The sequence below is a fragment of the Paenibacillus polymyxa genome, assembly GCF_001719045.1.
Taxonomy (GTDB): Bacteria; Bacillota; Bacilli; order Paenibacillales; family Paenibacillaceae; genus Paenibacillus; species Paenibacillus polymyxa_B.
Map to the genome: position 1 here is coordinate 1,872,686 of NZ_CP015423.1, position 21,423 is coordinate 1,894,108.

The 21,423-nt window shown below is 49.2% G+C and carries 19 protein-coding genes and 1 riboswitch; of the genes, 9 read left to right on the forward strand and 10 right to left on the reverse strand.

Annotation, left to right across the window (positions count from 1 at the left end):
• Position 1: 1 nt before the first annotated feature.
• The gene (locus tag AOU00_RS08540) at positions 2-1,033 is read right to left on the reverse strand and encodes a cytochrome d ubiquinol oxidase subunit II (protein ID WP_069290393.1); all 1,032 of its coding nucleotides are present in this window, start codon (positions 1,031-1,033) and stop codon (positions 2-4) included.
• Positions 1,030-2,376, reverse strand: a complete 1,347-nt coding sequence (locus tag AOU00_RS08545; protein WP_061831486.1) for a cytochrome ubiquinol oxidase subunit I — start codon at positions 2,374-2,376, stop codon at positions 1,030-1,032. Before AOU00_RS08545 ends, AOU00_RS08540 begins: the two co-directional genes overlap by 4 nt.
• 416 nt (positions 2,377-2,792) lie before the next feature.
• On the opposite strand from AOU00_RS08545, the gene AOU00_RS08550 reads away from it, so the two are divergent.
• Positions 2,793-3,926: a virulence factor gene (locus AOU00_RS08550; protein WP_069290394.1), complete on the forward strand. Its 1,134-nt coding sequence runs from the start codon at positions 2,793-2,795 to the stop codon at positions 3,924-3,926.
• A gap of 121 nt (positions 3,927-4,047) precedes the next feature.
• A riboswitch (Lysine riboswitch) is annotated at positions 4,048-4,250 on the forward strand.
• A 134-nt stretch (positions 4,251-4,384) separates the two neighbouring features.
• The gene (locus AOU00_RS08555; protein ID WP_069290395.1) at positions 4,385-5,851 is read left to right on the forward strand and encodes an amino acid permease; all 1,467 of its coding nucleotides are present in this window, start codon (positions 4,385-4,387) and stop codon (positions 5,849-5,851) included.
• Positions 5,852-5,969: 118 nt separating this feature from the next.
• On the opposite strand, the gene AOU00_RS08560 is transcribed toward AOU00_RS08555, so the two are convergent.
• Both AOU00_RS08560 and AOU00_RS08565 read right to left on the reverse strand, forming a co-directional pair.
• Positions 5,970-7,346 carry an MFS transporter gene (locus AOU00_RS08560; RefSeq protein ID WP_069290396.1) on the reverse strand — a complete coding sequence of 459 codons (1,377 nt, stop codon included), beginning with the start codon at positions 7,344-7,346 and terminating at the stop codon, positions 5,970-5,972.
• 47 nt (positions 7,347-7,393) lie between these two features.
• Positions 7,394-8,521 carry a transglutaminase domain-containing protein gene (locus AOU00_RS08565; protein ID WP_069290397.1) on the reverse strand — a complete coding sequence of 376 codons (1,128 nt, stop codon included), beginning with the start codon at positions 8,519-8,521 and terminating at the stop codon, positions 7,394-7,396.
• Between the two features lie 280 nt (positions 8,522-8,801).
• Here AOU00_RS08565 and AOU00_RS08570 point away from each other — a divergent pair, with 280 nt between their 5' ends.
• From AOU00_RS08570 to AOU00_RS25735, 3 genes are read left to right on the forward strand one after another with little or no spacing between them, the layout of a single operon-like run.
• Entirely contained in the window at positions 8,802-9,047 is a 246-nt protein-coding gene (locus AOU00_RS08570) for a FeoA family protein (RefSeq protein WP_016820309.1), read from the forward strand.
• Positions 9,038-11,047: a ferrous iron transport protein B gene (gene feoB, locus AOU00_RS08575; protein ID WP_069290398.1), complete on the forward strand. Its 2,010-nt coding sequence runs from the start codon at positions 9,038-9,040 to the stop codon at positions 11,045-11,047. The genes AOU00_RS08570 and feoB overlap by 10 nt, the downstream gene beginning before the upstream one ends.
• Before the next feature lie 36 nt (positions 11,048-11,083).
• Positions 11,084-11,260 carry a FeoB-associated Cys-rich membrane protein gene (locus AOU00_RS25735; protein WP_081330694.1) on the forward strand — a complete coding sequence of 59 codons (177 nt, stop codon included), beginning with the start codon at positions 11,084-11,086 and terminating at the stop codon, positions 11,258-11,260.
• Positions 11,261-11,347: 87 nt separating this feature from the next.
• Here the strand turns inward: AOU00_RS25735 and xylB are convergent, their stop codons facing one another.
• A complete protein-coding gene (xylB, locus tag AOU00_RS08580) occupies positions 11,348-12,871 on the reverse strand; it encodes a xylulokinase (protein WP_069290399.1) in 1,524 nt (507 codons plus the stop codon).
• Positions 12,872-12,928: 57 nt separating this feature from the next.
• Positions 12,929-14,245 (reverse strand): xylose isomerase, encoded by a 1,317-nt coding sequence (xylA, locus tag AOU00_RS08585; protein ID WP_061828897.1) that lies wholly within the window; start codon positions 14,243-14,245, stop codon positions 12,929-12,931.
• Between the two features lie 134 nt (positions 14,246-14,379).
• Between xylA and AOU00_RS08590 the strand changes: the two genes are divergently transcribed.
• Positions 14,380-15,552, forward strand: a complete 1,173-nt coding sequence (locus tag AOU00_RS08590) for an ROK family transcriptional regulator (protein WP_069290400.1) — start codon at positions 14,380-14,382, stop codon at positions 15,550-15,552.
• 181 nt (positions 15,553-15,733) lie between these two features.
• Here AOU00_RS08590 and AOU00_RS08595 read toward each other — a convergent pair whose 3' ends face one another.
• Both AOU00_RS08595 and trxB read right to left on the reverse strand, forming a co-directional pair.
• Positions 15,734-15,964: a glutaredoxin family protein gene (locus tag AOU00_RS08595; RefSeq protein ID WP_007432162.1), complete on the reverse strand. Its 231-nt coding sequence runs from the start codon at positions 15,962-15,964 to the stop codon at positions 15,734-15,736.
• Positions 15,965-16,022: 58 nt separating this feature from the next.
• Positions 16,023-16,964 carry a thioredoxin-disulfide reductase gene (trxB, locus tag AOU00_RS08600; RefSeq protein WP_023990316.1) on the reverse strand — a complete coding sequence of 314 codons (942 nt, stop codon included), beginning with the start codon at positions 16,962-16,964 and terminating at the stop codon, positions 16,023-16,025.
• Between the two features lie 281 nt (positions 16,965-17,245).
• Here trxB and AOU00_RS08605 point away from each other — a divergent pair, with 281 nt between their 5' ends.
• Complete coding sequence (locus AOU00_RS08605; RefSeq protein ID WP_061828899.1) at positions 17,246-17,977, forward strand: ZIP family metal transporter; 732 nt, start codon at positions 17,246-17,248, stop codon at positions 17,975-17,977.
• Between the two features lie 81 nt (positions 17,978-18,058).
• On the opposite strand, the gene AOU00_RS08610 is transcribed toward AOU00_RS08605, so the two are convergent.
• Together AOU00_RS08610 and AOU00_RS08615 are read right to left on the reverse strand one after the other, a co-directional pair.
• Entirely contained in the window at positions 18,059-18,520 is a 462-nt protein-coding gene (locus AOU00_RS08610; RefSeq protein WP_069290401.1) for a hypothetical protein, read from the reverse strand.
• A gap of 10 nt (positions 18,521-18,530) precedes the next feature.
• Positions 18,531-19,085 (reverse strand): NAD(P)H-dependent oxidoreductase, encoded by a 555-nt coding sequence (locus AOU00_RS08615; protein ID WP_061828901.1) that lies wholly within the window; start codon positions 19,083-19,085, stop codon positions 18,531-18,533.
• Positions 19,086-19,217: 132 nt separating this feature from the next.
• Here AOU00_RS08615 and AOU00_RS08620 point away from each other — a divergent pair, with 132 nt between their 5' ends.
• The gene (locus AOU00_RS08620; protein WP_069290402.1) at positions 19,218-19,853 is read left to right on the forward strand and encodes an efflux RND transporter periplasmic adaptor subunit; all 636 of its coding nucleotides are present in this window, start codon (positions 19,218-19,220) and stop codon (positions 19,851-19,853) included.
• A gap of 9 nt (positions 19,854-19,862) precedes the next feature.
• Positions 19,863-21,386: a DHA2 family efflux MFS transporter permease subunit gene (locus AOU00_RS08625; RefSeq protein ID WP_069290403.1), complete on the forward strand. Its 1,524-nt coding sequence runs from the start codon at positions 19,863-19,865 to the stop codon at positions 21,384-21,386.
• Positions 21,387-21,423 lie beyond the last annotated feature (37 nt).

Below are 21,423 nucleotides of genomic sequence, written 5' to 3' on the forward strand. Positions count from 1 at the left end.
CTCACCCTTTCTTCCCTTCATGTCCGCGCACATATTTTGCATCGAATAGAAACAATCTTAATATCAGAATCAGCGAAGGGATCAGCACTAGCAAACCCGCAACAAACGCCGTAATCAACGCATACGCCATCGTAGAATTTGTAAAGCTGTCGTAGACATTAATGTAGGGATACAGAACATACGGGAGATGCGAGCGGCCGTAGCCATACCAGGCAAATGCAAATTGCAGCATCACCAATATGAATGATACCCCCAGATGCCGCCGCTGCCATACCAGATAAACTGCTCCCGCAAAGCATATGAAGGATGCAACAAACATCCAGGCTATGTTCAGCATATTGGTAAAATGATCTGGATTTTGTTTGTTAATCTGAAAAAATGCGAGCAGACTCGCAACAATCGTTGGACCGCTCCAAAGCAGCGCATATCCCCGTACAATTTCAAAAGCGACCTTGTCTCCCGCCCTTTTGGCATAATAGGCCAAAAACATCGCCGAGATATACAGCACGCTCACCAGCGCCAGAATAATAACCGCCCACGTGTAGGGATTACTTAATAGCTGACCCCATTGCAGGTGTACACCTGTACTGTTTTCTATAATAATGCCGCCCTCCGAAATAGCGAGAACTGTGGACAGTGCCGCCGGAATCAGCAACCCTGTCGCACCGTACAACGCCATGTAGACGATATTATTTTTACCGGAATGCCCATACGTATTGTATGCATAATACACTCCCCGGATGGCAAGAAGCACAATCGCAATACTGCCGGGAACGAGTAACGCCGTACCATAGTAATATGCTGCATCCGGGAAGAACCCGTTTAATCCCACCACAAAAAAGATGAGAAATACGTTTGTTACCTCCCACACCGGGGATAGATACCGTTGAATGATATTGTGGATTTTGTTCTGGTGGCCTGTTAACACACTGTAAAAGCTGAAAAACCCTGCACCAAAATCAATGGATGCCACAAGCAAATATCCGAACAGGAACGTCCACAAAATGGCGATACCTACAATTTCATAGCTCACTTGCCTTCAGCCCCTTCCAGGCCCAGCTGCCTTATCTCTTCCACCGCATCCTTATTGCGGAATAGCTTGCTGAGTACCTTAATGGCCGAGAAACACAACACCAGATACAAAATAACAAACAACACCAGCATCCACCCGACACTCGTAGAAGTGGTTGCTGCTTCGGAGACCTTCATATATCCGCGTAAAATCCACGGCTGTCTACCGACCTCCGCAAACATCCATCCGAGCTCAATAGCTACCATCGCCATCGGCCCCACCAGAATGAGCGCCAACAGCAGCCATCTGGGGTACGGTTTGCGACCTGGCAAACGCTTGCGGATCAGATACAGCAGTGGGATGACGAGAATCAGCACTCCTGTGGTGATCTTGAGGTCAAACATATAATGAATAGACAGCGGCGGACGCTCCTCCACCGGATAGTCATTTAATCCCTTAACCTCCGTACTGGGCAAATTACCAGCCAACACACTAAGTGCATAAGGCACTTTCAGCGCATACTTGATTTCACCGTTCTTATCCATGTATCCGCCATATACGAAGGGCGCGTGTGTCATCGTATCAAAATGCCATTCGGCGGCGGCCAGCTTCTCCGGCTGATATTTGGCCAGAAATTTACCGGATGCGTCTCCAATCATCACGGTGCTGATGGCAAACACAATGGTACAGGTAGCAGTCAGCTTCAGCGCCTTTTTAAAATAAGGGTGATTACGCCCTCGCAGCATGCTGTAAGCAGCCAGCCCCATCAGCACACCAGCGCTCAATGTATACGAGGAAGCCAATACATGGGACACTTTGGTCGGCGTAGCCGGATTTAGCATAGCCTCGATGGGATGAATATTTGTCATGACTCCATTTTTGAGTGTAAAGCCTTGAGGTTGGTTCATGAACGAGTTCACAGTTGTAATAAAAACCGCTGAGGCAGACGAGGCAATCGCTACCGGGATGAGCAGCATCAGGTGAAAATATTTGCTTTTAAACCGATCCCAGGTATACAAGTAGATGCCCAGGAATATAGCTTCAATGAAAAAAGCAAACGTCTCCAAAAATAGAGGCAGCGCAATCGCTTGTCCAGCCACCCGCATAAAGGTGGGCCAAAGCAAGCTGAGTTGCAGACCAATGGAGGTGCCTGTAACGACACCCACGGCAACGGTAATGACAAACCCTCGCGCCCACCGTCGGGCCAGCAGTGTATAATGCGGATCACCAGTTCGCAGCCCGCGCCATTCTGCTAGTGCAATCATTAAGGGTACGCCGACGCCGATGGATGCAAATACGATATGAACAAACAGGGTAATTCCGGTCAGCATCCGGCTTAGCAATACAGGGTCCAGTGAAGACAAATGGGTTTCACTCCTTCATTTCACATTTTAAACATCGCAGATCACTCTGGATTACCAACTAAGGAGTCAAGCGAGCTATGCTTTTAATTACGGCATATAGCATGATGGCCGCAATTACTATACATACAATAATGAGCGTTCTTTCCTGCTTGCGGAACATAGGAACGCCTCCTTCACTTATCTATTGGCGCATTTTGGTAACCTATTCACAGTTTGGTTCATTCTATCGAGTTTTAACCCTGCTTCTGCATTGAATGTAGCAGTATTTCTTTTTAGTGTTTACCTGAATTAGTGTGAGATATGTCATTGTGTTTTTCCTGTATACGCGAACTTATCTTTGGAGACATTCGCAGAATGAGTTACAATACAGATAAGCTATATATGGAGAACTTTTGAACAGGAGGCTGTACTGAGCTATGAAAATAACATCTATCGAGCCTACTCCCAGTCCGAACACCATGATGCTGCATCTGGATGAGCGACTGGAAGCGGGTATCCGCAGAACATATACACGGGACAATGAGCGTTCCGCTCCCCCATTTATCCGGCGCATGCTGGGCATTGAAGGGGTCAAAAGCGTGTTTCACACGACCGACTTTGTAGCCCTTGACCGCAAAGGGAATGCAGATTGGTCTACCATTCTGGGTCAAGTCCGGGATCAGCTAGGCGAGGAAGGCGCTGACGCCAATTGGGATTTGCCAGAGGAAACCTCTGGAGAAGCATTTGGCGAAGCACAGGTCTTTGTGCAATTTTTTCGCGGCATTCCTATGCAAATTCGAGTCAAGGCGGGGCAGCAGGAGGAACGAATTTCCTTGTCCGACCGCTTCGTGCAGGCCGTTACCCGTGTAGCGAGTGCAACGCTGATCAAGGAACGCAAGCTGAGTGATTACGGCGTCCGCTATGGTGAACTGCCGGACATTGCACGCGAGGTCGAGCAGGAATTGGAGGCAGCCTTTCCGCAAGAGCGGCTGGAGCAGATTATCCAACAGGCGATTGCCCACGGCGCAAACAACAGCGAATTCGTAGAGGAACGCCGCGAGTGGAGCGATGCCGAGCTGGAGAAGGCCCTGCAGCACGAGGATTGGCGCACACGCTACGCTGCGCTGGATCGGCTGGAACCGACGCCCGAGCATTTGCCGCTTATCCGGCAAGCGCTGCATGACGACAAAATGCAGCTGCGGCGGCTGGGCGTCGTCTATCTGGGCGATATTCGCTCACCGGAGGCGATGGATCTGCTAGCCGAGGCGCTGCGCGATCCTTCAGCGGCAGTACGCCGCACCGCAGGCGACACGTTGTCGGACATCGGCGACCCGGTCGCTACCAGCGCAATGATCGGAGCCCTGTCGGATAGCAGCAAGTTGGTGCGCTGGCGGGCGGCACGTTTTTTATACGAGGTTGGAACCGAGGATGCACGTGATGCGCTGGAGAAGGCTGTCGATGATCCCGAATTCGAGGTTAGTCTGCAGGCTAAAATGGCGCTGGAACGCATCGAATCAGGCGAACAAGCCGCGGGCACAGTTTGGCAGCAGATGGCCAAGCGGAACTCTTAATTTAAGATTCTACAGGTGATTTTCAAAAAATTGTCGATTGTCAGAAGATGTACAGGTACGATATACTGTAGTTCGCTATACAATAAAATATCATGTCATACACCTCATCAACCCTGTTTTATGATGAGGTAGAGGTCGCGGATGTAATCAGTACACCGGAGGAGACGATAAGAGCCGTCTGAGATTCCAGTGGAAAGGTACACCCGCCGAAGTATGCGGAGCTGACTCTTTGTAAATACTCCGAATGCTGGGGCTGCTAACCGAAAGGAGCAGAACTGTCACACGCTGTCCTAACACAGACACGTGTGTTGAGCTATCTTGTTATGGAAGAAGGTATGGTGCGGAATGCATAGACAAAACCGCAGGCGTATTCCCTGCGGTTTTTTGATTTATATACTCCCCCTCCTTCTGGCTCTTGCCCTGACATGAAATACAATTTCATGAAGGAGTGTTTGAACGTGCAACACAAAGCAACACCTGACGCAACCTTGCGTAAAAGTCTCAAAGCCCGCCATATGACGATGATCGCCCTCGGCGGCTCTATCGGTACGGGCCTGTTCCTCGCCAGTGGAGGCGCGGTTGCCGAAGCTGGACCCGGCGGTGCGCTGCTGGCTTATGCAGCAGTTGGCCTCATGGTCTACTTCCTTATGACCAGCCTCGGTGAGTTGGCTACATTTATGCCTGAATCCGGCTCTTTTAACACCTATGCAGGTCGCTTCGTCGATCCGGCTTTTGGTTTCGCCATGGGCTGGAACTTCTGGTACAACTGGGCGGTGACGATTGCTGCCGAATTAGCAGCAGCGACCGTGCTCATCAAATATTGGTTCCCGGAAAGCCACTCTGCCTGGTGGAGTCTGTTATTCCTAGCCGTAATCTTCGCGTTGAACGCATTGACAGTCAAAGGCTACGGTGAGTCTGAATACTGGTTCGCCATGATTAAAATTGTGACCGTGGTCATCTTTTTGACCGTAGGTGTGCTGATGATCTTCGGTATTATGGGTGGCCCTGCGGTTGGCTTTGCCAACTTCACGGTAGGAGACGCCCCGTTCCATGGCGGATTCTTTGCTGTATTGGGCGTATTCATGGCAGCGGGATTTTCCTTTCAGGGAACGGAGCTGATTGGGGTAGCCGCTGGAGAGAGCGAAAATCCGCGTGAAAATGTGCCGCGCGCCATCCGTCAAATCTTTTGGCGCATCCTGTTCTTTTATATTCTCGCGATTCTCGTGATTGGGTTGATCATTCCGTACACCAATCCAAATCTGCTGCGGGGAGATATCAGTGACATCGGTGTCAGCCCGTTCACGCTCGTATTTGAAAAAGCAGGGCTTGCGATTGCTGCTTCTGTTATGAACGCCGTTATTTTGACTTCCGTATTGTCGGCAGGTAACTCGGGTATGTACGCGGCAACTCGGGTACTATACGCTTTGGCACGGGAAGGTAAAGCCCCGCGTTTCCTCGGACGTATCAATAGACGTGGCATTCCTATGAATGCACTGCTGATCACGACCGCTGTCGGTATGCTAGCCTTTCTCGCCTCCCTGTATGGAGACGGTGTAGTCTATAACTGGCTGCTGAATGCTTCTGGAATGTGCGGATTTATTACGTGGGTCGGGATTGCAGTCAGCCATTATCGTTTCCGCCGTGCCTTTACTGCACAGGGCCACAGTCTGAGTGAGCTTCCATACAAAGCCCGCTGGTTCCCGTTTGGGCCGTTGTTTGCCTTCGCTCTGTGTATCATTGTCATTATCGGGCAAGGGGCGGATGCCTTCACCGGACAGGAGATTGACTGGAAAACGATGATCGCTACGTATATGAGTGTGCCGCTGTTCCTTCTGCTGTGGCTCGGCTACAAATGGATCAAACGTACTAAAATCGTTCCGTTAAAAGAATGTGATTTGAGTCCAGATGCTTCTTCGGATAAATAATAGAAAACAGTAAAAAAAGCCCGTCTCCACATATCAGGGAAAACACGCTGGTAAGCCTGGTCCAAGACCATTTATCCGCATTTTCACCTGTATATGCCCGGAGACGGGCTTTTTCTGTTTATTTGGAGGAAGGTTCCAATGAAGCTGACAAAGACATGGATAAGGCACGACGACTAAAAACACCGTATATAACAGCAATCAGCGTCAGCACTGCAGAAAACAAGTACAAATTAACGATGCCCAGATGATCTGCAATCCAGCCCATTAACAGGAGCGAAATACAAAAGGTCAAACTTGTCAGTGTGGCCTGGGCAGACAGCACCTTGGGCAAATCATGTACAGACACACTCATCTGCATCATCGTGCGGCGGGATACGACAGACATTTCCGCAGGTAGTCCCATCAACAACACGATAAGCAGCGTCAGCGGCGGTAATGTGTTCAGTGCGTACCATGCTGTCAGCAGCCCGTAGCCTGCCATCCCCGCTAACATGGCGGGCAGCAGCCTGCGCTGCAAATGCTTGACGCAGGCGAGGACAACGATGCCGCCGCCAATCGCTCCTGCAAAATACGCTGCATTGATGTATCCCCACCATGCCTCGCTCTTGTGCAAAACCTGCTGGGCGAAAGCAAGCGTGAACGCGCCTACCCAAACCGAACCCCCTAGAAGGTCAATCATATCCATAAAAATAAGAGCTTTCAGTCTGCGACTGGCTCCGATAAGGCTCCAGCCTTCACGAAGTATTTCCTTTTTACGTTTGGGAGGTAGTGCAGGGCTCTCTGATTCCGGGCCATACAGTGTATCTTCCAGCTGTGAAGGGGGCAAGTCATGATGCCCTTGCCCGGGCTCAGTACCAGTTTCGGAAACCGAAACATCTCCACCTCGCACCCTTGTTCCAGGTTGCAGCAAATAATGGGCTTTGCCCTCTAGTGGATCTCGGATCAAGCTGGTGAAGATCATTGCTACCATATAGAGTCCACCAGCCACTAGCAGTGTTTTTTCCGAGCCTAGCATGGCTACGAGCACCCCACTAAGCCCCCACCCCGCTAATTGCACCGTCTGATCGCTGACCGACACCAGACTGTTTGCCCGCATGAGTCCTTCCCCAGACGCAAGGCGAGGAATCAGTGCATTACGCGCAGGCGTGGTCCATCCATCCAGAAAGGACATGGCTGTCACCAACGTAAACACAATCACCCATATCGGCTCCGTACCCGCTGACCACAAGTGGCCCAGCAGAACAGCGAAGAAAACCAGTTGTCCGAACTGAGAAACGAATAAAATAAAAGGAAGCTGGAATCGGGCCAAAATGAGCGGTGCTAAAAAGCCGCTGATCATCTGTGCTCCCATTCGCAGCAACGGAACGAGCACCGAAGAGAAGATGGAGTCCGTTTCATGAAAAACCAGAGACACAAGTGCCATAATGTAAAGAATGTCGGCCGCATTAGACATGGTCTGCGTGCCAAGCAAATAGGTAAAGGAACGCTTGTGCATATAAATAAAATACTCCTTTGTTAATGTAGCTTTTTACAGCAAGATGATTAGGTCCATTTCAGGGTTACACGAAGATTGCCGGTACTTCCTAGATCCGTAATCTGATAGGAAATGGATTTCAAACCGAGTTGATATAAGGATTGTAAATCCTCCTTGAGACTTCGCTCCGTTCCCTGATAGGCAAAGGTAAGTGTCGTCCCTCCCTTATTTACAATCTTACGTACCTGTTCCTTAATGTCGGCAGATGATTTAACCAGACCCTTGCCGTCTTGCAGCGGATATTCGAGGGTATTGTACAGTTTTTGATACACAGCAGCCTTTGATCCTCCGGCAGTTACTAGTGCTGATAAGGTTTCCCGATACAATGTATTCGCCTGAGGATACGGCTTAACCCATGAATGATCCCGCCGCATTTCGGTATCCGTCAGCAGATAATATGAAGTGCTTACCTCGTTCGCGCGATCCGGGGTTGGATCATCCCATGTCGTATCCATGTGATACCATCGACCATCTAATAAAACCAGATTCCATGCATGCAGCTGACCCCCTGCTCTTCCTTCCACAATCCGGTTCGTAATGCCTGCACGTTCCAGCATTTTATAGGCCAGCAGTGAATAACCCTGACAGACCGTGCTTCCCGTTTTCAGGCCATCATAGGCTGTGTACTTTTGCTGTGCTTCATCATACTTCAGGCGAACGACGATCCAATCATGAATGGCCTTTACCTTCTCATGATCCGTCATTCCCTTCGTCATAATATCCCCCAGCACCGCTTTAACTGTGCTATCCACATATGCTGTCTGTTCCTTCGTCTCCCGGTAGCTTAAACGAATCGTAACCTGAGCGGAGGTCGTTGTTCCTGTATAGCTGAATGCGTAGCTTTTGATCGTATAATTCACATACGGATCGCTCTCCATGGCCTGTTGGATGGCCGTCTGTAATTGCTGCTTGAGACCGTTCACTCGCCCTTGATATGTAAAGGTCAGCGTTTCACTCCGCGTAGCCATTGCCTGTAAAAGCTTGTTCTGAAGCTGCTGCGATGATACGGATGGAGCCGGCTTAACCGACGTCGCATACACATTGCTGCCCCACTCCACAGCCTGCGGCAGCAACACAGCCAGCGCTGCACCCGCAACCAGACATTTTACAAGCCTAACCCCGATTTTTCTGTTCATACAGAGCGTTCCTGCCCTTCTTAGCATAGTTGTAAACAGCTATATCTTACCATAAAAACAGTTGCCCCAAACGCTCTAGTTTTGTCGGTTGCAGACGAGTAAGGGTGCAGTTCAAGACAGGTTGTGACATCATACTCGGCTATATAACAGATCGGATAATGAGCAAACATGTCGTTCGTAGAGAGTTTTATCACAGCAATCTAGATTTCCTCATGATATGGTACTGGCATCGGAAGTAAATGATATTGATTCTCATTCTAGATCAGAAAGGCTGAGCACTATGCCAGAATGTATCTCACTCCTTCGTACGCCACTGGGTCAGACTGTGCGTTTGCAATCTCTCGCCCCTCTTCATCCCTCATTGCGCCGCCGCTTAACAGACATGGGCATTAACGAAGGTTCCATCATACGGTTAAAAAAAATCAGTTTATTGGGCGGTCCTATTGTCATTGAATGCAACGGCCAGCTGGTCGGCCTTCGCCAAAATCAGGTGAAGCAACTGGAGGTTGTTCCAACATGGACATGATCGCTCTATTCGGTAATCCCAACACAGGAAAAACCTCATTATTTAACAAGCTGACTCGTACGTATGCAGAAGTAGGAAACTGGTCCGGCGTCACAGTGGAAAAGAAAACAGGCATCCTGCGTGACAAGTCTGCCGTATTGGTGGATTTGCCGGGCGCCTACTCTTTACTCCCTCTTTCGCTGGATGAAGGTGTCGCAACTCGATATTTGCTGGAAGAACCTCCTACGGCCCTGATTAACATTGTGGATGCCTCCCAGCTCCAGCGTAATCTCTATCTAACCGTACAACTACTGGAGTATGGCCGTCCGCTTGTACTTGGCTTAAACATGACTGACGTAGCCGATGCCACGGGTCTTCGTGTAAACAAGGAATTGTTAGCCGATCAATTGAACGTTCCCATCATTCCTATGGTGGCGCGTACAGGCAGTGGAAGTAAGCAAATGCTCGCTTCTCTTCGGGAGGTAAGACGTACATCCAATGCTTTTCAATTGGACTACGGCCCTGCCGTTGAAGCTGCTATTACCGATATTTGCAACTTGCTGCCAAATGCACCTGTGCCGCAACTGCGGTGGGCCGCACTGCAATGTCTGGAAGGCAATCCTGTCGTCATGGAATGGATGACGAATGAGGTACAGCGTGAACAAGTAACTGCACGCATCCACCGTTGCGAGGAAGAACTTCTCGGTGAAGGCCATGCCATCACCCCTGCTCAGCATATTCGTTCTGTACGAACAGCATGGATTGCTGATCTGTGCACCAAGGCACTCGACACCTCCAAACTCAGACCGCACAGCCTGACGGATAGGCTGGATGCACTATTAACTCACCGGTATCTGGGGATTCCGATCTTTTTGCTGCTGATGTACGCTACCTTCAAGTTCACCTTCGATTGGGCGGGGACGATCCTTTCAGATATGCTGGATGGATTTTTTTCAGGGACACTCAGCACTTGGATTTCTGAGTTACTCGTTCACTTGAACGCGTCTGCTTTTACGCAAAGTCTAGTCGTGGACGGCATCGTGGCTGGAGTCGGGGGTGTGCTTGTATTTCTGCCTCAAATTGCTATTTTATTTCTGATAATTTCAGTGATCGAAGACTCTGGTTATATGGCACGGGTCACGATACTCATGGATCGCCTGATGCAAGCCGTTGGCTTGAACGGGAAAAGCTTCATTCCCTTCATCATCGGATTTGGCTGCAATGTCCCTGCGATTATGGCGGCACGCACCATTGAACAGCCCAGAGAACGTCTCATTACCACGTTGCTGGTGCCCTTTATGTCGTGTTCAGCCCGCCTGCCGGTATATGCGTTGTTTGCGGGTGTGTTTTTCCCAACACATGCGGCAAGCATTATCATGCTGATGTATGTGTTAGGAATCATCGTTTCACTTATACTTGCCAAAATTTTTTCCAAAGTATCCATTTTGTCGGGTGAGCCCTCCCTCTTCATCGTGGAACTTCCTCCCTATCGAGTGCCGCAGGCTCTTACACTATTCCGCAGCACATGGGAGAAGGTCAAAGGCTTCGTCCGTAAAGCCGGAACCATTATTCTTGCAGGTTCCGTTGGCATCTGGCTCTTGTCCAATTTCGGTCCGCAGGGCTTCGGGGCAGAAATGAATGACAGCCTGCTTGCCACCGTTGGGGGTTGGTTCGCTCCATTACTGGCCCCTCTCGGTTTTGGCACCTGGCAAGCAGGAGCTTCCCTGCTCACAGGCTTTATGGCCAAGGAAGTTGTCGTATCAACGATGAATATTATTTACCACGTTCCCGATATGCAGGGACTTGAACTACAAGTCAGACAGGCCTTTACACCGCTTGCCTCTTTTAGCTTTATGGTGTTCATTCTGCTGTATGTTCCGTGTCTGGCTACAGTAGCGGTCATTCGAAAAGAAACCCTTTCGTGGCGTTGGACCGCATTTTCTGTGATCTATCCTTTGACCGTCGCATATATCATCGCCGTTTTGATCTATCAATGTGGCAGATTATTAGGTTGGGGTTAAGTCAGGCCCTATAGTAAATAAAAGGAAGTGAATTCCATGATCAATATCATGATTTTATTGGCGATCCTCGGTTATAGTGCATGGGTGCTGGTACGATTTTTGCGAAAAAGCCGTCAAGGCGCCTGTGCGGGGTGTTCGTCGAGCAAGTCATGTCCTGGCTGTGCCGTAAGTTCTATGAATGAAGATCATGCGAAAATCAAGAAAAGTATTTAATTCATGCTCATCATCACATGAAAAAAGCGGTTCCGGGGGTTCTTCCACCCGAAGCCGCTTCTTATTTACACTTAAAGCTCACCGTATTCAGCGATATACTGCCAAATGCTCACTTAGCTCACGCGTGTGCAAGTAAACTTCACGGTACAGCTCGTATAGGCCTTCATACTGTGCCACACGTTCCGGGTTCGGGGAATATCTCGCTGCTTCACGCAGAAAAGCTTCAGCGCACGCTTGCAGAGATTCAAACCAGCCGCTACCATAAGCAGCCAGCATGGCCGCCCCCAAGGCAGGCCCCTGCTCGCTTTCCAGCTTGATGATATCCGCGTTAAAAATATCTGCCTGCATTTGCAGCCATGCCTCATTACGCGCACCGCCGCCGATGGAAATCACTTCATTCACCGTTTTGCCCGTTCCTCTGAGAATATCAATGGATTCCTTGAGCGAAAACGTAATTCCCTCCAGCACCGCTCGTGTAAAATGAGCAAGCTTATGCCCCGCATCCATCCCGATAAAGCTTCCTCGAATGGTTGCATCTGGATGAGGTGTACGTTCGCCGACGATATAAGGCGTGAACAGCAGCCCTTGGCTGCCCGGCTCAATAGAGTTCACATCTGCCAACAGTGCATCAAAAGAATGCTCTGGTGCAAAGGTATCCTTAAACCAGGTCAAGCTGTATCCGGCCGCGAGCGTAACCCCCATAATATAATAAGCATCCTGCTCACTATGATTAAAAAAATGCGCCCGCCCCTGCACATCAATATCCTTGCGTTCCTCATAGGAAAGTACAACCCCTGAGGTGCCGATGCTGCACAGGGTGCGGCCTTCGCTCAAAATGCCAGCGCCAATCGCGCCACATGCATTGTCCGCACCACCTGCAAAGACCTTCGTTTCAGGCGAAAGTCCGCTCTGCTCCGCAATCTCCGGTAACAGTGTACCCGTCTGATCAAAGGATTCCACCAGCGGCGGGAACAGCGACAACGGTAGGTCAAACGCGGCAGCAATCTCTTCGCTCCACTGCTTGTTCGCAATATCCAGCAGCAGCGTGCCCGCCGCATCCGAATACTCCGTCGCCAGCTCTCCTGTCAGACAGTAGCGCACATAATCCTTGGGCAGCATAAAATGTGCCGCACGGGCCAGCACATCTGGCTCATGCTCCTGCACCCACAGCAGCTTGGGTAGCGTGAAGCCTTCCAGCGCGCGATTACGTGCGATGTTCAGCAGTTCCGATCCGAGCTTTTCTTCAATACGACGGCATTGTGCTGTTGTACGCGTGTCATTCCACAGAATAGCCGGACGAAGCACTTGGCCTTCCTTGTCAGTCAGCACAAGCCCATGCATCTGTCCCGAAAAGCTAATACCGTCTACGGCATCTGTGCCGCCGATTCCGGCCTTCTCCGCAAGCTGTTTCAGTGATGCTAACGTGCCACTGACCCAGTCCTCAGGGTGCTGTTCACTATGCCCTGCCTTCGGCTGATGGAGCGGATAAGACTGAGAGGTTTCATAAGCCACCTGCCCCTTGCGGTTAACCAGCACCGTTTTGACCGCGCTGGTACCCAAATCTACGCCAATGACATAGCGTTCCTGCTCCTGATTTAGCTTCTCCTGCATTGGAGTTCCTCCTTCCTTGTCATCGTGCAGCCGTTGTTTCATATATAAGTCCTGGTATTAGTCAGCCAAAATGTATTGATTTAATGTTGCTTTCAGATATTCCTGACGACCGGATACGTTTTTACGTGGTGCTTCGTTCGCCAGAGCATATTCAGCCAGAGAAGCAAGCGTTGCTTTTCCAGATACGATGTCTGCTCCAATACCTTCCTTAAAGCTGCTGTAGCGCTTCTCAATAAAGTCTTCAAACACACGATCCTCGATCAGTTTGGCAGCTACCTTCAACCCCTTCGCATACGTATCCATACCTGCGATGTGCGCAAGGAACAAGTCTTCCGGCTCAAATGATGCTCTGCGCACCTTGGCATCAAAGTTGATACCGCCACGGCCCAAGCCTTCATTTTGCAGCACTTCATACATGGTTAGTGTGGCATCATACAGATCAACCGGGAATTCGTCCGTATCCCAGCCCAGCAGCAAATCTCCCTGATTTGCATCCAGTGATCCCAGCATGCCGTTAATCCGTGCTACACGTACTTCATGATCAAAAGTATGACCCGCCAAAGTTGCATGATTAGCTTCAAGATTAAGCTTGAAATGCTGATCCAGATCATATTTTTGCAGGAAGGCAATCGTCGTCGCCGCATCAAAATCATACTGATGCTTCGTTGGCTCCTTCGGTTTTGGCTCAATCAGGAACTGGGCGTCAAAGCCAATTTCACGCGCATAGTCTACGGCCATATGGAACATACGTCCCAAATTGTCCTGCTCCAGCTTCAAATCCGTGTTCAGCAGTGTTTCGTAGCCTTCACGCCCTCCCCAGAAAACATAGTTATCTGCGCCCAGACGTTTGCCCACTTCCAGTCCTTTTTTAATCTGAGCAGCTGCGTGTGCGTATACATCTGCATTGCAAGTCGAAGCAGCCCCATGCAAATAACGTGGATGGCTAAACATGTTTGCCGTGTTCCACAGCAGTTTTTTCCCTGTAGCTTTCATATGTTCCTCAATTAGATCCACGATGGTATCCAGATTGCTGTAAAATTCCTTCAATGACGCGCCTTCTGGTGCAATATCCACATCATGGAAAGCAAAATAAGGTAAATTCAGCTTATCTAGCAGCTCAAAGGCAGCCTCCACACGTGCCTTCGCCAAATCCAGCCCGGTAAACTTGGACCATGGACGTTCCGCTGTTTCTACACCAAAAGGATCGGAGCCGCCTGCAACCAGTGTATGCCAATAGGCCATGCTAAAACGCAAATGCTCCTCCATCGTTTTTCCCGCTACAATTTCCTGTGGATTATAAAATTTGAACGCAAAAGGATTGTCGGATTGCTTGCCCTCAAAGTTAATTTTAGAAACCTGTTCGAAATAAGCCATTATAAGTTCCTCCTTTGTAGTAAACGTTTACAAAAATGATTCTAGCACAGCCAAAAGACTTTGTCTATTGCTTAAACTAAGTTTGTTTTTATGATATAATATTAGGAATTACACCAACAGGAAGTGAATTAACCATGAATGTCACTGGCGATCAGGCGCTTGTCAAAAAGCTAAATAAATCGATTGTGCTGGAGCGTATTCGCCTTCATGCTCCGCTATCCCGGGCACAGTTATCCAGTCAAACTGGATTAAACAAGGCTACCGTTTCCAATCTGGTGGCAGAGCTCATCACCGATGGACTTGTATATGAGACGGGATTAGGGGAATCCAGCGGCGGGCGTAAGCCTTTAATGCTGCTGTTCAACAGCCGTGCAGGCTTTGTACTCGGTATTGAGGTGAGCGTACAGTACATCAAGGGCGCTCTGACCGATCTGGCAGGTACCATTGAAACTGAGCTTGCCCTTTCCCTAACTCAGCATGATCCCGCCTTTGTTATGGAACAGATTCGAAAGCTCGTTCAGGAGCTCATGCAGGCCACTCCTCCCTCCCCTCACGGTATTGTCGGCATTGGGCTGGGGGTGCCGGGTATGGTGGATGAAACCGGAACCGTTTTGTTCGCACCCAATCTGGGCTGGGAAGAGGTTCCGCTGCGGCAGCAACTTGAGGCCGAGCTAGGTCTGCCCGTCGTAGTGGATAACGAAGCTAACGTCGGCGCACAGGGCGAGTTGTACTATGGGATGGACGGCGATCACCGACAGCAGGTGCGGGATCTGGTTTACATCAGTGCAGGGTCCGGGATCGGAGCCGGGATTATCATTGATGGCAAACCGTATCAAGGAGCTTGGGGGTACGCCGGAGAAACGGGTCATATGACCATTGATTGGAACGGACGGCTCTGCTCCTGTGGTAGTCGTGGCTGCTGGGAGTTATATGCGTCGGAGAAGGCGTATTCAGCATCCACATTGAAACTTCCTGCACATAATACAGCGGAATTACTGCCATTTGCTCAGCAAGGTGAAGCTAGTACATTAAGCGTACTTGATGATATTGGGCGATATTTGGGTGTGGGTATTACCAACATTGTGAACAGCCTTAACCCCGGGATGCTTATCATCGGCGGTCCACTGGCGGAAGCCAGACCTTGGTTGGAACAAAGCATGCGTGATGTGATTGACGAACGTGCCCTGCCCTATCACCGTCGGCAACTACAGATTCGTTTCTCCACGCTTGGCAGCCGTTCGACGATGCTAGGTGCCGCCTATGCAGCGACAGCTCCTTTTCTGGGGCGAGTACGCGTGTCTTTATAAGAAAAAAAACATACGGGAACACTTAGGTTCCTGTACGCCCACTTTTCTCGGAATTTTGCAAAATCCTATAAAAAAGATTAGGGACTTATAAAAAGGCCCCCTCCGCAGTATGTAACTGCGATGGAGGCCTTATCTATACCCTATAACGATCCACAGGACCGTCGTCTGCTCTTAGGTTGGATTAAGCGTTCAATACTTTTTCAAACTTGGTTTTGTTCATACCGGAAATACGTTCTTCTCCGATCAAAGTCAATGGAACGGCACGAATGCCCATATCCCAAACCTCTTGTGCAAAAGCTTCATTGGTTTCAATGTTGCGTTCTTCGTACTCTACGCCTTTTTCACTCAAATAGCTTTTTACTTGACGGCAATGCGGGCAGTTTGTAGATGTGTATACTATTGCTTTTTCCATGAATATCACCTCATCATTTATTTTGTTACAACATATTTATTCATATTTCCAAGGATCATTACAGGGCCAGTGCGCTGTGCTCCAGGCTTTCAATGTACTTCTCGCTGTCCATAGCAGCCATGCAGCCACTACCTGCTGCGGTAATCGCTTGTCTGTAGCGAGTATCCTGTACGTCACCACAAGCGAATACGCCAGGCACGTTTGTTTCGGAAGTACCCGGATTTACGACGATATAACCGTTCGCATCCGTTGTAATTTGTCCCTCAAGGAAGCCTGTATTCGGATGATGACCAATCGCCACGAATACGCCGCTAACTGTAATGATTTCCTCTTCACCTGTTGCATTATTCAGTACTTTCAAGCCAGTGACTCCATTCTCGTCCGCAATCACTTCTACAGGAGTACGATTAAGCGCCCATTCAATTTTGTTGTTCGCACGAGCACGATCCTGCATAATTTTGGAGGCGCGCATTTCTTCACGACGATGTACCAATGTCACTTTGGAGGCAAATCGAGTCAGGAAATTGGCTTCTTCCAATGCAGAGTCTCCACCGCCGATGACAACAATTTCTTTGCCACGGAAAAAGAAGCCGTCGCATGTTGCGCAAGTGCTTACACCACGTCCGATATTATCCTGTTCACCGGGAATACCCAGATATTTGGCAGTCGCCCCTGTGGAAATAATCAGCGTATCGGTAACCAGTTCACCCAAACCCTCTACATCCAATGTAAATGGACGAGCCGTTGTGTCTACTTTGTTTACCCAGCCTGTGCGGAATTCAGCTCCAAAACGCTCCGCTTGCTTACGCATATTATCCATCAAATCGGGTCCCATGATTCCTTCAGGAAAACCTGGGAAATTTTCGACTTCCGTAGTTGTAGTTAATTGTCCGCCTGGCTGTGGTCCTTCGATCACCAGTGGGCTCATGTTAGCGCGTGCCAGATAAATTGCAGCGGTCAAACCGGCAGGGCCGGTACCTATAATAATGGACTTGTACATATCTTGGTTCCTCCTAAAATATCATAAGTATTATATAACGAGTTTTCAGCACCGGGCGCTGGGCAGCTGCATATACTCTAAAAGTAATTCCACCAGAAGCTTATCCCAAAATGTGGACACCCGGATATTGCAAAAACGAATCACTTGTTTTGTAGCTTCTTATGACTTAGACTGATTCTAAATCCTAATTTCATTATGCTGAAATAGCTGTAAACAGTCAAATGAAGTTTTCATGAAGCGAAGTATAAAGATAAATCAGGTATGGAGGGATTATCCCGATTATGAATGACGTTTTTTTAGGTAGCTTTATTTCTGCCCTGTCCACTGGACTCGGCGCCGTGCCTATACTGTTTATGCGCAATATCACGCATCGGCTTCGCGATGTTCTGTTGGCTTATGCCGCAGGAATTATGACCTCTGCATCCGTGTATAACCTCATTCCCGAAGCAATCCAGCATTCCAATTGGTTCGTGCTGACTGCGGGAATCCTGCTCGGCTGTCTCGTATTACTGGTGATGGAAATGTACATTCCCCATGCGGATTTGGAGGACCCAGACTCCAAGACCTTTCAACTGGAGTCCAAATCTTTTCTCATTATCGCAGCTATTACATTGCACAATTTGCCAGAAGGACTCTCTGTTGGGGTCAGCTATGCAAGTGAAACTCAAAATCTCGGCAATCTGATCGCCTTCTCTATCGGCCTGCAAAATGCCCCGGAAGGCTTTATCGTAGCGTTGTTCCTTGTGAATCAAAATATCGGCCGTTTCAAGGCCTTGGGCATTGCTACCCTCACCGGAGCCGTGGAAATCATTACGAGTCTGATCGGGTTTTATTTGAGCAGCTGGGTGAACGGACTGGTACCTTACGGCCTTGCTTTTGCCGCCGGAGCCATGATGTTTATTGTCTACAAGGAATTGATTCCCGAGAGTCACGGGGATGGCAACCAGCGGATCGCCACATTTTCTTTTATTCTCGGCTTAATTACGATGATTGGGCTAACCGAATGGCTATAGCCGAGCAACACAAAAAGGCTGCCGTCTGCCTGTAATCCAGACAGATAAGCAGCCTTTTTAGTATGTTCACATGGAGATACCTCATTTTTTTTGGTTCATGGAGCGCAGTGCTTCACGATACTGCTCGTCCTCACTTTTGTGAGTTTCCTTCTCTCCATTGGATATTTGGGAACGTCCATCCTTTTCTTCGTCCTTCCTGGCAAAACCACGTAAAGCCGCACGATAATCCTGATCTCCGTAAGCATCTTTGATATTCTCTCGATCCTTTTCTACCTTCTTATCCGTCTGGATATCAGGCACCTTGTGTTGTTCCTCCGCATAATGTTCTTCGAAGTCGATATCCTTATGCGGCATCTCTCGCGTAGAATCTATCCTTTCACGTGCCTCGGGTTCCACCTGTACAGGATAAGGACGTTTGCTTCTTTGCCGTGACTCCTCTTCCGTGGGGCGAGTTTTGGGAGAGGATTTGCGCGTCATCTTTGTATTAAATACCAGCAAAAAAATAAAGGCAACCGCAGCTACTACGATAAAAGCAATGGTCATCGGTAGCCTCCTATTCTCTTTCAGCGCTACGGTACCGTCCCGCTATCTCAGCGACCCGTTTGCCCAAAGAACGACCTAGTGCAAGATCATCACCCGTTGGAAGATTAGGCGGACCATTGGGGTCTGTCTCCACTGGACATGTTACCCCTACGCCGTAATAGGAGCCGTATAATGCATTTTCCGTAATATTAGCGGGCAGTCCTACAATAATCATGCCTTGATGAAGCATCGGAGTAATCAAATTCAGAAGCGTAGATTCCAATCCACCATGAACGGTAGCTGTTGTGCAAAACACAGCGCCGATTTTATCCACCAGCTTGCCCTGCGCCCACAGATACCCCAGCTTATCAATCCAGCTTTTCAGACCGCTGCTGATGGTACCAAAATGGCCCGGGCAACCCCATATAATGGCATCCACACTCACTAGCTCATTCACATCGGCCTCATTCACATGCTTTAACAACACTTCCGTATGCTCAAGGTGTGCTCCTTCTGCGATCGAGCGAGCGAGACGTTCGGTATGCCCATTTTCACTGTCATATACAATCATGATTCTGGTCGTCATTATGCGCATCATCCTTTGTCAGCAAAATCATCTTTTTCGCATGCGCTCTTAACCTTGCCCGAAACCCATCTGAATATTATGAATCATTTGACGCATACTTTGAAAATCCAAGAACTAGGGAGGCATGTAAACATGAATTCACGCGCCATATTAGTCAACCTGCTAGTTATTATCATTATTCTGGCAGGTGGTGGAGCCGCCGCCTATTACTACAATCAATCCGCCAACTACATAAAAACCGATAATGCCCAAGTGAGCGGACAAGCAGTTACCGTTGCCTCTCCAGGCGCTGGCAAACTCACTGGCTGGAATGCTGAAGTTGGTAAGACCTACACCGCTGGAAGCACGCTTGGTAGTGTAGAAGGAGGAGGAAGCCGAATTAGCGTTACGATTCCAACCGATGGTACCATCGTACAGCAATCTGCAGTCAACAACTCGACTGTTGGGGCAGGCACACCCTTAGCGAAGGCTTTTGATCTAAACAATTTATGGATTACCGCCAATATTGACGAAACGGCTGTACAAGATCTTCAAGTAGGACAGACGGTAGATGTATATATTGATGCTTACCCGGATACGTCCCTGAGCGGTAAACTCGAAAAGATCGGCCTGGCGACCGCATCAACTTTTTCACTACTGCCCACTTCTAACACCACTGCCAACTATACCAAGGTGACACAGGTCGTGCCTGTCAATATTTCCATTCAAGGTTACAAAGGGCTGGGTATTATCCCGGGAATGAGTGCGACCATCAGAGTTCACAAGTAGGAGGCTGTCATGGATCAAAAAATGTCCGTCGGACGTATTCTGTCCGTGCTGCTGCTAGGCGCCTTCATTTCGATTTTGAATCAAACGCTGCTCAACGTGGCCATTCCACATTTGATGAATGATTTTAATGTATCTGCAACAACCGTTCAATGGCTATCCACCGGATATATGCTAACCAACGGGATTCTGATTCCTATCACTGCTTTTCTGATTGAGTCATTCGGAACACGTGCGCTATTCATCTCCGCGATGGGGTTATTTACGGCCGGGTCTGTCGTCTGTGCTACCAGTACCGGCTTTGCGCCTATGCTGGTTGGACGCGTTATTCAGGCCAGCGGAGCGGGCATTATCATGCCTGTGGTCATGAACGTGTTCCTGACTGTGTTTCCCCCCGAAAAACGAGGCGCTGCTATGGGGACCATGGGGATTGCCATGATGTTTGCCCCGGCGGTTGGACCGACTTTATCCGGTTGGATTGTGGAGCACTATAGTTGGAGACTGCTATTTTTGCTGGTGATTCCGTTGGCAATCATTGATATTCTGTTTGCCATACGCTGGCTCAAAAATGTATCCAAGCTAACGAAACCGAACTTTGATCTGTTGGGAACCATCTTTTCCACACTGGGCTTTGGCTTCCTACTGTATGGCTTTAGTTCAGCTGGAGACAAGGGCTGGGACAGCAATACGGTAATACTTACACTCGCTGCCGGGGTTGTGTTTATTGTAATGTTTATCGTGCGCGAGCTGAATATGGTACAGCCGATGCTGGAGTTCCGTGTGTTTAAATATGATATTTTTACCGTATCGACCTTAGTCGGGGCTACCGTCAACATGACGATGTTTGGCGGGATGCTGCTGCTACCGATCTATTTGCAAAATATACGCGGCTTTACGCCGCTGCAATCCGGTCTGCTGCTGTTGCCGGGTGCACTGCTGATGGGTGTGATGTCACCGATATCAGGGGCAGTATTTGACCGTATAGGCGCAAGGCCATTGGCGATCATTGGACTGATTATTACAGCAGTCACAACCTGGGAATTCAGTCTGCTGACCGATGCCACCACCTACGGACATATTATGATCATCTATACGATTCGCAGCTTCGGAATGTCATTGCTGATGATGTCCGTCCAGACGGAAGGGCTAAACCAGCTACCTGCCCATCTCGGTAGCCACGGTACAGCCATGTCCAACACAGTACGGCAAATTGCCGGGTCTATCGGTACCGCTTGGCTCATTACTGTAATGAGCAGCCGAACGACAATTCATGTAGCGGATTATGCGAATGTCGCTACCACCGCCAATGTTCCTTTAACCGAAGGGGTAGCACAGTTGGGACAAACCCTCGCGCAAACGGCGGGCATTTCAACAGAAAGTGGCTCATCGTTGGCGCTACAACAGGTGTACCGAAGTGCCGTTACAGAATCAACGATCCATGGCATTAATGATGCCTTCATCATTGCTACAGGGATTGCGCTGGCGGGGCTATTGTTTTCCTTGTTCTTACGACGATCTACGCCGCGCCGAAGATAGACGTACAGCGTTTCGAGGCTGCAAAAGAAGGAGCATT

What these genes read in the sequence shown, in the direction of transcription:
- AOU00_RS08550 (WP_069290394.1), top strand. Translation starts at nt 2,793, where the DNA reads ATGAAAATAACATCTATCGAGCCTACTCCCAGTCCGAACACCATGATG.
- AOU00_RS08560 (WP_069290396.1), bottom strand. Translation starts at nt 7,346, where the DNA reads ATGCACAAGCGTTCCTTTACCTATTTGCTTGGCACGCAGACCATGTCT.
- AOU00_RS08565 (WP_069290397.1), bottom strand. Translation starts at nt 8,521, where the DNA reads ATGAACAGAAAAATCGGGGTTAGGCTTGTAAAATGTCTGGTTGCGGGT.
- AOU00_RS08570 (WP_016820309.1), top strand. Translation starts at nt 8,802, where the DNA reads ATGCCAGAATGTATCTCACTCCTTCGTACGCCACTGGGTCAGACTGTG.
- feoB (WP_069290398.1), top strand. Translation starts at nt 9,038, where the DNA reads ATGGACATGATCGCTCTATTCGGTAATCCCAACACAGGAAAAACCTCA.
- AOU00_RS25735 (WP_081330694.1), top strand. Translation starts at nt 11,084, where the DNA reads ATGATCAATATCATGATTTTATTGGCGATCCTCGGTTATAGTGCATGG.
- xylB (WP_069290399.1), bottom strand. Translation starts at nt 12,871, where the DNA reads ATGCAGGAGAAGCTAAATCAGGAGCAGGAACGCTATGTCATTGGCGTA.
- xylA (WP_061828897.1), bottom strand. Translation starts at nt 14,245, where the DNA reads ATGGCTTATTTCGAACAGGTTTCTAAAATTAACTTTGAGGGCAAGCAA.
- AOU00_RS08590 (WP_069290400.1), top strand. Translation starts at nt 14,380, where the DNA reads ATGAATGTCACTGGCGATCAGGCGCTTGTCAAAAAGCTAAATAAATCG.
- AOU00_RS08595 (WP_007432162.1), bottom strand. Translation starts at nt 15,964, where the DNA reads ATGGAAAAAGCAATAGTATACACATCTACAAACTGCCCGCATTGCCGT.
- trxB (WP_023990316.1), bottom strand. Translation starts at nt 16,964, where the DNA reads ATGTACAAGTCCATTATTATAGGTACCGGCCCTGCCGGTTTGACCGCT.
- AOU00_RS08605 (WP_061828899.1), top strand. Translation starts at nt 17,246, where the DNA reads ATGAATGACGTTTTTTTAGGTAGCTTTATTTCTGCCCTGTCCACTGGA.
- AOU00_RS08610 (WP_069290401.1), bottom strand. Translation starts at nt 18,520, where the DNA reads ATGACCATTGCTTTTATCGTAGTAGCTGCGGTTGCCTTTATTTTTTTG.
- AOU00_RS08615 (WP_061828901.1), bottom strand. Translation starts at nt 19,085, where the DNA reads ATGACGACCAGAATCATGATTGTATATGACAGTGAAAATGGGCATACC.
- AOU00_RS08620 (WP_069290402.1), top strand. Translation starts at nt 19,218, where the DNA reads ATGAATTCACGCGCCATATTAGTCAACCTGCTAGTTATTATCATTATT.
- AOU00_RS08625 (WP_069290403.1), top strand. Translation starts at nt 19,863, where the DNA reads ATGGATCAAAAAATGTCCGTCGGACGTATTCTGTCCGTGCTGCTGCTA.